This window comes from Mycobacterium sp. 20KCMC460, assembly GCF_022179425.1.
GTDB classification, from domain to species: domain Bacteria; phylum Actinomycetota; class Actinomycetes; order Mycobacteriales; family Mycobacteriaceae; genus Mycobacterium; species Mycobacterium kiyosense.
Genome location: NZ_AP025524.1, coordinates 1625432 through 1639448 on the forward strand (window position 1 = coordinate 1625432; position 14017 = coordinate 1639448).

12 protein-coding genes are annotated in these 14017 nt (G+C 69.5%); 3 read left to right on the forward strand and 9 right to left on the reverse strand.

The features are described from left to right. Positions 1–5: 5 nt before the first annotated feature. Positions 6–4574: an ATP-dependent helicase gene (locus tag MKCMC460_RS07575; RefSeq protein ID WP_238305492.1), complete on the reverse strand. Its 4569-nt coding sequence runs from the start codon at positions 4572–4574 to the stop codon at positions 6–8. A 44-nt stretch (positions 4575–4618) separates the two neighbouring features. Next, positions 4619–5296: a TetR/AcrR family transcriptional regulator gene (locus MKCMC460_RS07580; protein ID WP_236981353.1), complete on the reverse strand. Its 678-nt coding sequence runs from the start codon at positions 5294–5296 to the stop codon at positions 4619–4621. Positions 5297–5528: 232 nt separating this feature from the next. Between MKCMC460_RS07580 and MKCMC460_RS07585 the strand changes: the two genes are divergently transcribed. From MKCMC460_RS07585 to MKCMC460_RS07595, 3 genes are all read left to right on the forward strand, one after another. Continuing rightward, entirely contained in the window at positions 5529–5912 is a 384-nt protein-coding gene (locus MKCMC460_RS07585; protein WP_236981354.1) for a hypothetical protein, read from the forward strand. 446 nt (positions 5913–6358) lie between these two features. After that, on the forward strand, positions 6359–6796 hold the full coding sequence (locus tag MKCMC460_RS07590; RefSeq protein WP_236981355.1) for an anti-sigma factor: 438 nt from the start codon (positions 6359–6361) through the stop codon (positions 6794–6796). Positions 6797–6803: 7 nt separating this feature from the next. Then, complete coding sequence (locus MKCMC460_RS07595; RefSeq protein ID WP_236981356.1) at positions 6804–7592, forward strand: RNA polymerase sigma factor SigF; 789 nt, start codon at positions 6804–6806, stop codon at positions 7590–7592. Here MKCMC460_RS07595 and MKCMC460_RS07600 read toward each other — a convergent pair. The 7 genes from MKCMC460_RS07600 to MKCMC460_RS07630 all read right to left on the reverse strand — a co-directional run bounded on the left by MKCMC460_RS07600 (position 7563) and on the right by MKCMC460_RS07630 (position 13974). Then, complete coding sequence (locus MKCMC460_RS07600; protein WP_236981357.1) at positions 7563–7958, reverse strand: STAS domain-containing protein; 396 nt, start codon at positions 7956–7958, stop codon at positions 7563–7565. The two genes, MKCMC460_RS07595 and MKCMC460_RS07600, sit on opposite strands and share 30 nt — an antisense overlap. 151 nt (positions 7959–8109) lie before the next feature. Beyond that, positions 8110–9903, reverse strand: coding sequence for an acetyl/propionyl/methylcrotonyl-CoA carboxylase subunit alpha (locus MKCMC460_RS07605; RefSeq protein ID WP_236981358.1), 1794 nt, complete (start codon positions 9901–9903; stop codon positions 8110–8112). A gap of 106 nt (positions 9904–10009) precedes the next feature. Beyond that, a complete protein-coding gene (locus MKCMC460_RS07610; RefSeq protein WP_236981359.1) occupies positions 10010–10429 on the reverse strand; it encodes a SufE family protein in 420 nt (139 codons plus the stop codon). Next, positions 10429–11319 (reverse strand): sulfurtransferase, encoded by an 891-nt coding sequence (locus tag MKCMC460_RS07615; RefSeq protein WP_238305493.1) that lies wholly within the window; start codon positions 11317–11319, stop codon positions 10429–10431. The genes MKCMC460_RS07610 and MKCMC460_RS07615 overlap by 1 nt, the downstream gene beginning before the upstream one ends. Before the next feature lie 107 nt (positions 11320–11426). After that, positions 11427–12068, reverse strand: coding sequence for a nucleoside triphosphate pyrophosphatase (locus MKCMC460_RS07620; protein WP_236981360.1), 642 nt, complete (start codon positions 12066–12068; stop codon positions 11427–11429). Further along, complete coding sequence (locus MKCMC460_RS07625; RefSeq protein ID WP_370653090.1) at positions 12065–12328, reverse strand: acyl-CoA carboxylase subunit epsilon; 264 nt, start codon at positions 12326–12328, stop codon at positions 12065–12067. Before MKCMC460_RS07625 ends, MKCMC460_RS07620 begins: the two co-directional genes overlap by 4 nt. After that, the gene (locus tag MKCMC460_RS07630) at positions 12325–13974 is read right to left on the reverse strand and encodes an acyl-CoA carboxylase subunit beta (RefSeq protein ID WP_238305494.1); all 1650 of its coding nucleotides are present in this window, start codon (positions 13972–13974) and stop codon (positions 12325–12327) included. Before MKCMC460_RS07630 ends, MKCMC460_RS07625 begins: the two co-directional genes overlap by 4 nt. Between the last annotated feature and the right edge of the window lie 43 nt (positions 13975–14017).

Sequence of the window (14017 nt, forward strand, 5' to 3'; positions counted from 1 at the left end):
GTCGCCTACCGCAGCCGCAGACCGCGTGGCGTGCGGGCGAAGCCCGCTTCGACCAAGGCCGACGCCGCGACCGTCCCGGGTCCGTCGGGCGCCAGCACGGACACCCCGTCGACCCGTTCGACCAGCAGCGACGCCACCCGGCGGGTCGCGACCAGATCCGCCAGGGCCCCCGCGGCCGCCTGCGCCGCGCCGGCATCCGCGCCGAACGTGAGCAGCGACCGCCCGCCCCTTTCCAGGAACCAGCACAACTCGCCGTCGACCAACACCACCAGCGCCCCGGCCTTGCGGCCCGGTCGGGCGCCCTCGCCGGCGGCGCCCGGCCAGGGCAGCGCCGCGCCGAACGGGTTGGCCGGATCGGTCGCGGCCAGCACCACCGCGTGATACTCGGGCCGCTGCGGGTCGACCCCGTCGAGATAGCCGCGCAACCGGTCAACCGTCGAAGCGACCGCGAACTGGGCGCCGCCCAATGACTCGACGAAGTAGCCGCGCTGGCAGCGGCCGGCATCCTCGAACCCGCTGAGCACCTTGTACAGCGTGGCGAAACCGCCCGTCACCCCTTCGGCGGCCACCGCGCCCTTGGTCAGCACGCCGTGGCGGTTCAACAGCAACTCGGCCTGAAAGTGTGCGCGCAGGGTCGAGTCCGGCTCGGGAGGCGACAGCGCCGACCAGCGGCCGGCCACGGTGGGATCGGCGCTGCGGGCCTGCGCGTGCGCGACGCTGTAGCGGCTCAGCCGCGGTGGCCGCTGGCTACGGTGCGCGGGTGCCGATCGCTTGCGGGGACTGCCGCCCAGCAGGGCCCGCACCGGCGCGAAGGTGTCGCCGGTGACCCGGCCGGCCCAGATGAGCTCCCACAGCGCGGCCTTGAGGTCGGCCTCGGGCTGCCCGCCTTGCGCGAGCTGGCGGAAGAAGTACGCGCCGCCGCCGGCCAGGGTGTCCAGGATCGCGTGATGCGCCTCGGTCAATTCGATGTCGGCCGGCGCGGTGAGGGTCATGGCGGCCGAGTCGGCCATGTGCAGCGCGATCCAGCCGTCGGTGCCCGAGATCGACCCGGCGCCCGACCACGTGACCTCGCCACTGGCCAGCAACTCGTCGAGCAGCGCGGGCGCGTAGTCACGCACCCGCGGGGACAGCACCAGCGGCTCCAGCGCCGACGCCGGTATGCGCACCCCGGCCAGCTGCTCGACGACGGTGGCCAGTCCGTCCAGACCGGCATGCCTCGACGACTTGTCGCCCACGTGATGCCAGGCCGGCAGGAACCGGCCGTAGGCGGCGGTGCTGACCGGTTCGACCTGCGCACGCAGCGCGGCCAGCGAGCGCCGTCGCAGAATGCGCAGTACGTCGGCGTCGCACCACTGCTCGGCGCCGGGGCCACCATTGCTCTCCACGAACTCCCCGCGCACCAGCCGTCCGTCGCTGGCCAGCCGGCCCAGGACATCGGCGGTCACCCGCAGCCCGAGCCCGAACCGGGCCGCGGCCTGGGCCGTGTCGAACGGTGTGTGGGTGCGCGCGTAGCGCCCCAGCAGCTCGCCCAGCGGGTCGGTCACCGACTCGGTGAAAGCCGCGGGCAGCCCCACCGGGACCGCGGCGCCCACCCCGTCGCGCAACCGGCCGATGTCCTCGACCGCCACCCACCAGCTGCGCCCGGCGAACGACACCGTCAGCGCCCGCCGGGCGGCGCGCAGGCCTTCCAGCCAGCCGCCCACCTCGTCGGCGGCGGCCCGGGCCGCCACTTCTTCCTCGGTCAGCGGACCGAGCAGCCGCAGCAGGTCCGCGACGCCCTCGGCGTCGCGGGCGGCGCGGTCCTGCGACAGATGCTGCAACTGGCGACCGGTGCCGGCGATGACCTCCGGGTCGAGCAGCTCGCGCAGTTCGACCCGGCCCAACAGCTGGGCCAGTAGCGTGCTGTCCAGCGAAAGGGCCGCGGCGCGCCGCTCAGCCAGCGGCACATCGCCCTCGTACATGAATGCGCCCACGTACCCGAACAGCAACGACGCCGCGAACGGCGACGGTTTGGCGGTTTCGACCTCGAGCACCCGAACCTCGCGCGCGGCGATGCGCGCCATCAGGCCGGTCAGCGTGGGCACGTCGTAGACGTCCTGCAGGCATTCCCGGACCGTCTCCAGCACGATCGGGAAATCGGGGTACTTGCGCGCCACTTCCAGCAGTTGCGCGGCCCGCTGCCGTTGCTGCCACAGCGGGGACCGCTTGCCGGGATGGCGGCGCGGCAGCAGTAGGGCGCGCGCCGCCGCCTCCCGAAACCGGGAGGCGAACAGCGCCGACTCGCCGACCTCGGCGGTGACGATCGGGTCTATCTCGTCGGCGTCGAACACGAACAGCTCGGCGCCGGGCGGGGTGTCCTCGCCGGTGGACATCCCGGAGAAGCCGGTGTCGGGCAGGCGCACCACGATGCCGTCGTCGGAGGGGGTCGGTTTCTCGTCCAGGCCGTAACGTTCACGCAGCCGCCGGCCGACCGCCAGCGCGAGCGGACCGTGCACCTGCAGCCCGTAGGGCGAGTGCAGCACCACCCGCCAATCGCCGAGCTCGTCGCGGAAGCGCTCGATCAGCAGCGTGGTGTCGGTGGGCACCACCGTGGTGGCCGCGCACTGCTCGTCCAGTAGCCGCCACAGGTTGTCGATCGCATAGTCGTTGAAACCCCATGTTGCACAACGCTTTCCGAACGCATCCCGGGTCATCCCGGCCAGCTCCCCGGTCAGCGCGCCCAGCGCGGCGCCCAGCTCGGCGGGCCGGCCGACATCGTCGCCGCGCCAGAACGGCAACCGGGCCGGCTGGCCCGGCGCCGGGACCACCAGCACCCGGTCGTGGGTGATCTCCACGATGCGCCAGCTGGTTGCGCCCAGCGCGATCACGTCGCCGGGGCGCGACTCGTAGACCATCTCCTCGTCCAGCTCGCCCACCCGCGACGGCTTCTCGGAGTCGGTTGCCAGATAAACGGTGAACAGCCCACGGTCGGGGATGGCGCCGCCGGAGGTGACGGCCAGCCGCTGGGCGCCGGGCCGTGCGGTGAGCGTGCCGTGATCGCGGTCGTAGACCAGCCGCGGCCGCAGCTCGGCGAATTCGGTAGACGGGTACTTGCCGGACAGCAGATCCAGGGTGGCCTCGAACACGCCGCGGGGCAGCGTCGCGAATGGGGCGCTGCGCCGCACGGTGTCGAACCAGCGGTCGGCGTCGAGAGGCTCCAGGGCCGCTGCCGCGACCGTGTGCTGGGCCAGGATGTCCAGCGGATTGGCGGGCACCCGCATGGTCTCGATCTGGCCGGTGAGCATCCGCTGCACGCTGACCGCGCAGCCCAGCAGATCGGTGCGGTGCTTGGGGAACAGCACGCCGCGGGAGGTCTCACCGACCTGGTGGCCGGCCCGCCCGATGCGCTGCAATCCGCTGGCCACCGACGGCGGTGCTTCGACCTGGATGACCAGATCCACCGCGCCCATGTCGATGCCGAGCTCCAGACTGGAGGTGGCCACCACCGCCTTGAGCTGTCCGCTCTTGAGGTCCTCTTCGACGATGGCGCGTTGCTCCTTGCTGACCGAGCCGTGGTGGGCGCGGGCCAGCAGGGTGGGCGCGCCGAAACTCTGTCCGCTGCCCATCACGTGCGCCGGCGCGCCGCCGGGCACCTGGGTGTTGGTACCCCCGGGAACGTCGACGCCGCAGCGTTCGGCATGGATCTCGTTGAGTCGCGCGGTCAGCCGCTCCGCCAGCCGCCGCGAGTTGGCGAACACGATCGTCGAGTTGTGCGACTCGATCAGGTCGACCAGCCGCGCCTCGACATCGGGCCAGATGGAGTTGTCGGCCAGATTGGCCATATCGGGCACCGGCACCTGCACGGACAGCTCGACCGTCTTGGCCGAGGGCGGGGCCACGATGGTGGTTCTGGCCTGACCGGACAGGAACCGGGCCAGCTCCTCGGGCGGCCGCACGGTTGCCGACAAGCCGATGCGCTGGGCGGCCCGATCGGACAACTCGTCGAGGCGTTCCAGCGACAGCGCCAGGTGGGCGCCGCGTTTGGTGGCGGCGATGGCGTGGATCTCATCGACGATGACCGTCTGCACCCCGGCCAAAGTGTCCCGCGCGGCCGACGTCAGCATCAGAAAGAGCGACTCGGGAGTGGTGATCAGCACGTCGGGCGGCCGGCTGATCAGCTGACGGCGCGCCGCGGGCGGGGTGTCGCCGGAGCGGACGCCCACGCTGATCTCGGGGGCGGGCAGGCCGCGCGCCTGCGCTAAGCGGGTCAGGCCCGCCAGCGGGGTGCGCAGGTTGCGTTCCACGTCCACCGCCAGCGCCTTGAGCGGAGAGACGTAGAGCACCCGGGTGCCCGGCGCCCGCTCGGGGGCACGCGCCAGACTGTCCAGCGCCCACAGGAATGCAGCCAGCGTCTTGCCCGAGCCGGTCGGCGCGACGACCAGGGTGTTGTCGCCGTCGGCGATGGCCGTCCACGCTGCGGCCTGCGCTTCGGTGGGCGCGGCGAAAGTAGTGGTGAACCAGTCGCGGGTGACCGCGCTGAACCTGGCCAGCGCGGCAGGCGACGAAGCTTCGGATTCGGCCGGCGCGGTGCTCACCCAACCATCGTGCCTGCGGGCACCGACAACTCGTCCGGCTCGCCTCAGGCCTGCGGCTTGAACCGCGCGGTTGCCATCGCCTCGGCCAGCTTCTCGGGGATCGCCGGGACCCGGACGATCGCGTCAAGCAGCGTGTGCGCGCAGGCGTCGGCCAGCCGGTCGGCCTCCAGAGTCTGGTCCATGATCCGCTGCCGGCAGATCTCGAACGTGAACGCCAGCCAGCCGTGGATGATGACGCGCAGGTCGCGCTCGACCTCCGGTTCCAGCACTTGGGTACCGGGCATGTCGCTGACGATCTCGCCGATCCGGGTCATGACGTGTTCCATCTGCCGGTTCTTGGCCTCGTCATCGATTCCCAGCAGGACCGGGTCGGACCGGCCCAAACCGACGTAAGCCGCCCACGCCGCCTCGGGGTTCTGTTCGTGGTAGGCCATGTAGGCCAGCACACCGGTGCGGATCTCCTCGAACATCGTCATGCCCGGTGCCGGGCTGATGTTGGTGGCCGCGTACAGCCGATCCGCCTCGTCCTTGACCACCGCGGCGAAGAACGCCCGCTTGTCCGGGAAGTAGTGGTACATCAGGGCACGCGAAACCCCGGCGCGTTCCGCGATCTCGTCGATCCGCACCTCGTCGTAGGGTCGCTTGCCGAATACTTCCGCCCCCAGAGCGAGCAGTTCAGCGCGTCGATCCTCGGGGGATAACCGCCTTCTGGCTGTCGCCATAAGTTCAGATAGTACTCACGCGAGGTATGCGCTCCGCTAGAGCCGATCCTTTTGCGACCGCTTCGCGGCAGGGGGCCGGATACCCGGTTTGCGGCCCGTGCGCCCAGCCCCGAGCGGCGGCGGTTTGCCGAAAGTTGGCGCTGGGTATTGAAGGAAAACGGCGTCCAGCGGGCGCGAGCGCGATCCGCCGTGCGGGCGTCCAGCACGAGAAAAGCCAGATAGAGGTGCTCCGATGCATACGGCAGACGAGAAATTGCGCGGTGACCGCCTGGGTCAGGACGACAACGAGGTGCACGCCGCCATAAAGTTTGCGGCGCTGGCCACGGCGGCCGGGGTGAGCTTCGTGGTCATTGCTGCGCTGTGGGTTTCCACCTGCGGCGGGGGCAGCGTCGACACCGTCGCCTGCGGCCCGCCGGAACGGACGATGCTGGCGTTCGGAGGTCCGCTGATCCTGATGCTCGCCGGAGTGTGGGCGTTCTTCCGCACCTACCGCGTCTGGCGCGCGCAGGGCGTCTGGTGGGGCTGGCACGGCGCCGGCTGGTTCCTGCTGACGCTGATGCTGGTGACGCTGGCCATGAGCGTTGCGCCGATCGCCGGCCCGGTGATGGCGCTGTAACTGGTCCGCCGGTCCGCCGAGTCGCTGAGCGCTGGTACACCGAACACCCGCCGTGAGCCGCCGCCTGCCGGCCGAGCCGGGGCGAAGGCCCGGTCGGGCGGGGTTGTTTTTATAGTTTTGCCAGCGCCTGCGACGGGGTATCAGGAGAGGACCATGATGAGTACCGGCAAAAATGCGTTGGCGTGGTTACCCCATCATGGGGAGCGAGATCACGACGAACACGACAACCGACACCACCCTGGCCAGCTGCGAGACGTGCCTCCCGGATCGACACCGAAACGCGAAACGAGAGTCGGATACGTCCACCCCGCCGACGACTGGTTGAATACCCGGTGGCGATCATGACCAACCGGCTCGACCCGTTGGTCCACGGCGGGCCGCAACCCGGCGCCTCAGCCGGAGACCAGACCCAGGGTAGTGTCAGTCGAATATTGCCGGGAGGCCAAATGAGCGATGCGGATCTACGCGCTGACGGGCGTCAACGCGGTTACCGCGCCGTCGAATTGACCGTGGCTGCGCGCCTGGAGAACCTGGCGATGCTACGAACCCTGGTCGGCGCCATCGGCACCTTCGAGGACCTGGATTTCGACGCCGTCGCCGACCTGCGGCTGGCGGTCGACGAAGTGTGCACCCGGTTGATCCGCTCGGCGACCGCCGGCGCCTCGCTGACGCTGGTGGTGGATCCGCGAGACGAGGAACTGGTGGTCGAGGCGTCCGCGGCGTGCGACACCCACGACGTGGTGGCGCCGGGCAGCTTCAGTTGGCATGTACTGACCTCGCTGGCCGACGACGTCCAGACGTTCCACGACGGCCGCAAGCCGGATGCAACGGGCAGTGTCTTCGGCATCTCGTTGACCGCGCGGCGGGCGGCCCCCGGTAAGTGACGGCCAGTTGACAGAGCAACCTGCCGGCGGTTCCACTTCGCGACCTAACGAATACGCCGATGTTCCGGACATGTTCCGCGAGCTCGCCAGCTTCGCTGCCGGCTCGGCGGAGTTTCAGCGGCGGCAGGACAAGATCGTGGAGCGCTGTCTGCCGCTGGCCGACCACATCGCACGGCGCTTCGAGGGCCGCGGCGAACCACGCGACGACCTGATCCAGGTCGCCCGGGTGGGGTTGGTCAACGCCGTGGTGCGCTTCGACGTCGAAACCGGTTCGGACTTCGTCTCTTTCGCGGTACCCACCATCATGGGTGAGGTCCGGCGGCACTTCCGCGACAACAGCTGGTCGGTCAAGGTGCCGCGCCGGCTCAAGGAACTGCACCTGCGGCTGGGCACCGCTACCGCCGAGTTGTCGCAACGGCTCGGTCGGGCGCCCACCGCAACCGAGCTCGCCGCCGAACTGGGCATGGACCGCGCCGAAGTGGTGGAGGGTCTGGTCGCCGGCAGCTCCTACAACACCCTGTCGATCGACAGCGGCGGCGGCAACGAGGACGACGACGCCCGCGCGATCGCGGACACCTTGGGCGACGTCGACTCCGGTCTGGACCGCATCGAGAACCGCGAGGCCCTGCGGCCGCTGCTGGAGGCGTTGCCGGAGCGCGAACGAATGGTGTTGGTACTGCGGTTCTTCGAGTCCATGACGCAGACTCAGATCGCCGAGCGGGTCGGCATCTCACAGATGCACGTGTCGCGTCTGCTGGCGAAATCCCTAGCGCGGCTGCGGGACCAGCTGGAGTAGTCGCGCCGGTTCGGGTCCCCGCGGCGCGGTCCACTCTTTGATGGGCAGCGTGCCGTCCGGATCGCAGATCCGCAGTAGCCGCGAAACCGCCCGGCTGGGCACCATCGCCCACGTGGTGTCGTTTGCCGAGCACTCCACGTTGATCCGGTGCAACGCCGAAAACGCTGCTGTGCCAAGGAAATCCAGGTCGGTGAGGTCGACCACCAGCCACCGGCAGTGCCGGGCGCAGCGCGCGACGTACTGGGCGAACTGATCGGAGTTGGCGGCATCGAGTTCACCGCGAGCGGTGACGACGCCGCTGGACGCCTCCCATCGCGCGGTGAATTCGGCGTTGGGGCATTTCAGCCACATCTGGGTTACGGACATGGTGGCTCCGTCCAGTCGACGATGATGTGCGGCGCAGGATCCCCGCGAATCGTGCTGCACCAGCAAGTCGTTCCGAACGGCTGTGAACTCAACCAGTCCCGACCCTACCCGCGACGGGCAGGGCCGACAACGCAATGGCGAACCGCGTCGCCTACTTGATCTCGGCGAGCACTGTGCCCTGGGTGATGGCCGCGCCCGGTTCGACCGCCAGACCGGTGATCACCCCGTCCTTGTGCGCGGTGACCGGATTCTCCATCTTCATCGCCTCCAGCACCACCACCAGGTCACCGACGGAAACCTCCTGGCCTTCCTCGACGGCAACCTTGACCACGGTGCCCTGCATGGGTGCGGTCACGGCGTCACCGGAGGCCGCGGCGCCGCCGTGGCCGCCGCGCTTACGGGGCTTGGGCTTGCGTCGCACTACGCCGACGGCGTCCGGGGCGCCGCTGGCCAGCGCCAGGTCACCCGGTAGCGACACCTCGACCCGGCGGCCGTCGACCTCGACGACCACCTTCTGCCGCGGCCGGGACTCCTCCTCGTCGAGCGGCTCACCACCGGTGAACGGCTCGATGGTGTTGTCCCACTCGGTCTCAATCCAGCGGGTGTGCACGCTGAAGCCGTTCTCGTCGCCGATGAACGCCGGGTCGGACACCACCGCCCGGTGGAACGGAATCACGGTGGCCAGACCCTCGACGTGGAACTCGTCCAGGGCACGCCGGGAGCGAGCCAGCGCCTCTTCGCGGCTGGCGCCGTAGACGATCAGCTTGGCCAGCATGGAGTCGAACTGTCCGCCGATCACCGAACCCGCGTGCACGCCGGAGTCCAGCCGGACACCGGGTCCGCTCGGGGTGTCATACCGGGTCACCGGGCCGGGGGCGGGCAGGAAGCCACGGCCGGCGTCCTCGCCGTTGATCCGGAACTCGATGGCGTGCCCGCGGGGCGTCGGATCCTCGGTGATGTCCAGCTTCTCGCCGTTGGCGATCTTGAACTGCTGGCGCACCAGGTCGATGCCGGCGGTCTCCTCGGTGACCGGGTGCTCCACCTGCAGGCGGGTGTTGACCTCCAGGAACGAGATCAGGCCGTCCTGGCCGACCAGGTATTCGACGGTGCCGGCGCCGTAGTAGTGCGCCTCCTTGCAGATGCGCTTGGCCGACTCGTGGATCTCCTTGCGCTGCGCGTCGGTGAGGAAAGGTGCCGGCGCTTCCTCTACCAGCTTCTGGAAGCGCCGCTGCAGCGAGCAGTCCCGGGTGCCGGCGACGACGACGTTGCCGTGCTGGTCGGCGATCACCTGCGCCTCGACGTGGCGGGGCTTGTCCAGGTAGCGCTCGACGAAGCACTCGCCGCGGCCGAACGCGGCGACCGCCTCACGGGTGGCCGACTCGAACAGCTCGGGGATCTCCTCGATGCTGCGTGCCACCTTCATGCCGCGACCGCCGCCGCCGAAGGCGGCCTTGATCGCGATCGGCACGCCGTACTCCTTGGCGAAGGCCACCACCTCGTCGGCGTCCTTGACCGGATCGGGGGTGCCGGGCACCAGCGGGGCCTGCGCGCGGGCGGCGATGTGACGCGCGGTGACCTTGTCGCCGAGGTCGCGGATCGACTGCGGGCTGGGCCCGATCCAGATCAGGCCGGCGTCGATCACGGCCTGGGCGAAGTCGGCGTTCTCGGACAGGAAGCCGTACCCGGGGTGGATCGCGTTGGCGCCCGACTTCGCCGCGGCGTCCAGGAGCTTGCCGAAGTCCAGGTAGGACTCGGCCGAGGTCTGCCCGCCGAGGGCGAACGCCTCGTCAGCCAGGCTGACGTGCGGGGCGTCGGCGTCGGGTTCGGCGTACACCGCCACGCTGGCCAGACCCTCGTCCTTGGCGGCCCGGATCACCCGGACTGCGATCTCGCCGCGGTTTGCGACCAGAACCTTGGCGATTCGCGAGCTGGCGTGACTGGGCACTGCGCCTCCTGTTTTAGCGTTTTCTTCGTCTCTAAGAGAATTTCTTACAAGTCCTGTGCTGGGAAGTTTATGCGGCGCGCCGAAGGCGGTGAAACCCGGTCTACCGTCAGGCGGATTCGCGCAGTCGCCGCTTGATCCTGGCCAGCATCGCCGACATGCCGCGCAGCCGCAGCGGGCTGATCAGTTCGGCCAGACCGAGGTCGGTGTAGAAGTCCTCCGGCACCGCCAGGATGTCGGCCGCGGGCTGTTCGTCCAGACCGGTCGCCAGGATCGAGGCGAACCCGCGGGTGGTCGGCGCCTCGGCCGGGGCGCTGAAATACAACCGCACCCGGTCGGCGTCACTGGCGTCGACGTGCAGGAACAGCGGCGACTGACACTCGGGAACCGGTTCCATCGCCGACTCGACCAGATCGGCGGGCAGCGGCGGCAGTTCGTTCGCGAACTCCAGCAGTAGCTGCAGCTTCTCCTGGCCCTGGACTTCGGCGAAGTCGGACACCACTTCGGCCAGCGCCGGGGGCATGCTCATCAGCTGGGCGCTGTCCCGGGGTCTGCACCGGCCACGATCGGCACCCGCACGGTGTTGCCCCACTCGGTCCAGGAACCGTCGTAGTTGCGCACCCCCGGCTTGCCCAGCAGGTGGGTCAGCACGAACCAGGTGTGGCTGGACCGTTCGCCGATGCGGCAGTACACGATGGTCTTGTCCTCGGGTTGTACGAACCCGTACAGCTCCTCGAGTTCGGCACGGCTGCGGAACCGGCCGCTCTCGTCGGCCGCCTTGCCCCACGGGATGGACCGCGCGGTGGGGATGTGGCCGGCGCGCAGCGCCCCCTCTTCGGGGTAGTCGGGCATGTGGGTGCGCTTGCCGGTGTACTCGTCGGGGGAGCGCACGTCGATCAGCGGCTGGCTGCCCAGGGCGGCGAGTACGTCGTCCTTGAAAGCGCGGATGGGCGCGTCGTTGCGCTGCACGACGGGATAGCCGGCCGAGGTCTTGCTGGGCACCTCCAAGGTGGTGTCGCGGCGTTCGGACAGCCACAGGTCGCGTCCGCCGTTGAGGAGCCGCACATCGGGATGGCCGAACAGGGTGAACACCCACAGCGCGTAGGCCGCCCACCAGTTGCTCTTGTCGCCGTAGATCACCACGGTGTCGTCGCGGGCGATGCCCTTGCTGTCCATCAGGGCGGCGAACTGCTCGCCGTTGATGTAGTCGCGTACCCGCGGGTCGTTGAGGTCGGTGTGCCAGTCGATCTTGACGGCACCGGGGATATGACCGACGTCGTAGAGCAGCACGTCCTCGTCGGACTCGACGATCGCCAGGCCGGGCGAGCCGATGTGGGCGGACAGCCAGTCGGCGGTGACGAGCCGTTCGGGGTGGGCGTAAGCCTGCAGGGTGGGGCTGGGATCTGGGGGAAGTGGCACGCCGTCGAGCCTACTCAGAGCGGCGCCGGGGTTTTCAGCGACTTATGGCCCAGGCCTGGCTAGTTCGGTGCCGGTGGTGGTTGCGGTTGGGGTTGGAACGGCTGGTGTCAGCGAGGCTGCCCCGCCCACAGGTCGGCGACCGTCACTTCGCAACGGGCCAGCAGGGTGCGCAGCAGCGGCAGGCTCAGTCCGATCACGGTCGACGGGTCGCCGTCCACGCCGTCGACGAACCAGCCGCCGAGGCCGTCCAGAGTGAATCCCCCTGCTACGCCCAAAGATTCGCCGCTGGCCAGGTACGCTTCCAGGTCGGCTTCTGCAGGGGATCCGAAATGCACTGTGGTGGTTGATGTTTCGGCTTCGGCCTGCACGACTGCGCCGTTGCGCAGCCGGACCAGGCAATGCCCGGTGTGCAATTCGCCGGATCGCCCGGCCATCGTCTGCCACTGCCGGCGGGCGTCGTCGATCGACTCCGGCTTGCCGCACAGCCGGCCGTCCAGGTAAAGCATCGAATCACAGCCGACGACAACGCAATTCGCGGTGACGGCGGGATCGTCGAGCACGGCGCACACCTGCTCGGCCTTGGCACGGGCCAGTTCGCGCACCACCTCGTCGGGGGCAACCGCCGGACCGAGCCCGGCGAGCAACGCGTCCTCGTCGACCCCGGAGACCACCACCACCGGTTCGACACCGGCCTGGCGCAGCACTTTGAGCCGGCCCGAGGAGGCCGACCCGAGCACCAGCCGCGTCATCGACGCATGTGCTTCATTTCCTGCAGGGTGATGCGCTGCCAGCTGAAGACCGGGTACCGCAACTTGTCCACCGGCAGGCCCCAGCGGGTGGGTTCGGGCTGCGGTGGCGGAGCGCCGCCGCCGATGCTGCCCAGCACCGCCACGAGCGCCGCCAGCTCCTGATCCGTCGGGTGCCCCTTGGTGATCTGGATGTGCGGTTCGTGCGGGTGCGGCTCGTCGGTCACGGCGCTCACCTCGCTCACAGCGCTCACCTCGCTCACAGCGGAATGTTCCCGTGCTTCTTCGGCGGCAACTGCGCGATCTTGCGTTCCAGCAGCCGCAGCGCCGTCCCGATGTACCCGCGAGTGTGCGACGGCGGGATCACCGCGTCGACGTAGCCGCGCTCGGCCGCGATGTATGGATTCACCAGCGTGTCCTCGTACTCCTGCTGCAACTGCAGGCGCAGCGCGTCGACATCCTCGCCGGCCTGGGCGGCCTCCTTGAGCTTGCCGCGGTAGACGAAACCGACCGCGCCGGAGGCGCCCATCACCGCGATCTGCGCCGTCGGCCAGGCCAGGTTGACGTCGCAGCCCATGTCCTTGGAGCCCATCACGCAGTAGGCGCCGCCGTAGGCCTTGCGGGTGATGACGGTGATCTTGGGGACGGTCGCTTCGCCGTAGGCGTAGAGCAGCTTGGCGCCGCGCCGGATGATGCCGTTGTACTCCTGGCCGGTGCCGGGCAGGAAGCCGGGCACGTCGACCAGCATCACGATGGGGATGTTGAAGCAGTCGCAGGTCCGCACGAAGCGGGCGGCCTTCTCCGAGGCGTTGATGTCCAGGCAGCCGGCGAACTGGGTGGGCTGATTGGCCACGATGCCCACCGGGCGGCCGTCCACCCGGCCGAACCCGACGATGATGTTCTGCGCGTAGCCGGCCTGGACCTCGAGGAACTCGTCGTCGTCGAGGATGCGGACGATCACCTCGTGCATGTCGTAGGGCTGGTTCGGCGAATCCGGGATCAGCGTGTCCAGCTCCAGGTCCTCGTCGGTGAGGTTCTCCTCGATGGGCCCGACGGGCAGCGGCGCCGGCTCGCGCGGCGCGTCGGTGGCGTTGTTGGGCGGCAGGTAGCTCAGCAGGTCGCGCACGTAGTCGAAGGCGTCCTGCTCGCCGGAGGCGACGTAATGCAGGGTGCCCGACTTGGCCATGTGGGTGTGGGCGCCGCCGAGTTCCTCCATGGTGACGTCTTCGCCGGTGACGGTCTTGATGACGTCGGGGCCGGTGATGAACATCTGGCTGGTCTGGTCGACCATGATGACGAAGTCGGTTAGAGCGGGGGAGTAGACGTGCCCGCCCGCGGCGGCGCCCATGATCAGCGAGATCTGCGGGATCACGCCGGAGGCCAGGATGTTGTTGCGGAAGATCCGGCTGTACAGGCCGAGCGAGACCACCCCCTCCTGGATGCGCGCGCCGGCGCCGTCGTTGATGCCGATCAGCGGGCGGCCGGTCTTGATGGCCAGCTCCTGGACCTTGACGATCTTCTCGCCGTAGACCTCGCCCAGGCTGCCGCCGAACACGGTGGCGTCCTGGCTGAAGATGCACACGTCGCGGCCGTCGATAGTGCCGTAGCCGGTGACCACACCGTCACCCACCGGGCGGATGGCGTCCAGACCGAAATTCTTGCTGCGGTGCTTGGCCAGCGCGTCGAGCTCGACGAACGAGTCCTCGTCCAGCAACGCGGTAATGCGTTCGCGTGCGGTGAGTTTGCCCTTGGCGTGCACCTTGTCGACGGCGGCTTCACCGACCGGGTGCAGCGACTCTTCGCGGCGCTTGTGCAGTTCGGCCAGCTTGCCGGCAGTGGTGTGGATGTCGATGACGTGCTCGGCCGCGGGCTCAGCCGTATGGGAAGAGTGGTCGGTAACGCTTGTCATGGGAGTTGATGTTATCGGCAGGGCCGGCCGATCCGTTGTAGGC

Coding starts and splice junctions, on each gene's coding strand:
- MKCMC460_RS07585 (WP_236981354.1), top strand. CDS start 5,529: ATGCATACGGCAGACGAGAAATTGCGCGGTGACCGCCTGGGTCAGGAC.
- MKCMC460_RS07630 (WP_238305494.1), bottom strand. CDS start 13,974: ATGACAAGCGTTACCGACCACTCTTCCCATACGGCTGAGCCCGCGGCC.
- MKCMC460_RS07580 (WP_236981353.1), bottom strand. CDS start 5,296: ATGGCGACAGCCAGAAGGCGGTTATCCCCCGAGGATCGACGCGCTGAA.
- MKCMC460_RS07620 (WP_236981360.1), bottom strand. CDS start 12,068: ATGACGCGGCTGGTGCTCGGGTCGGCCTCCTCGGGCCGGCTCAAAGTG.
- MKCMC460_RS07600 (WP_236981357.1), bottom strand. CDS start 7,958: ATGTCCGTAACCCAGATGTGGCTGAAATGCCCCAACGCCGAATTCACC.
- MKCMC460_RS07610 (WP_236981359.1), bottom strand. CDS start 10,429: ATGAGCATGCCCCCGGCGCTGGCCGAAGTGGTGTCCGACTTCGCCGAA.
- MKCMC460_RS07590 (WP_236981355.1), top strand. CDS start 6,359: ATGAGCGATGCGGATCTACGCGCTGACGGGCGTCAACGCGGTTACCGC.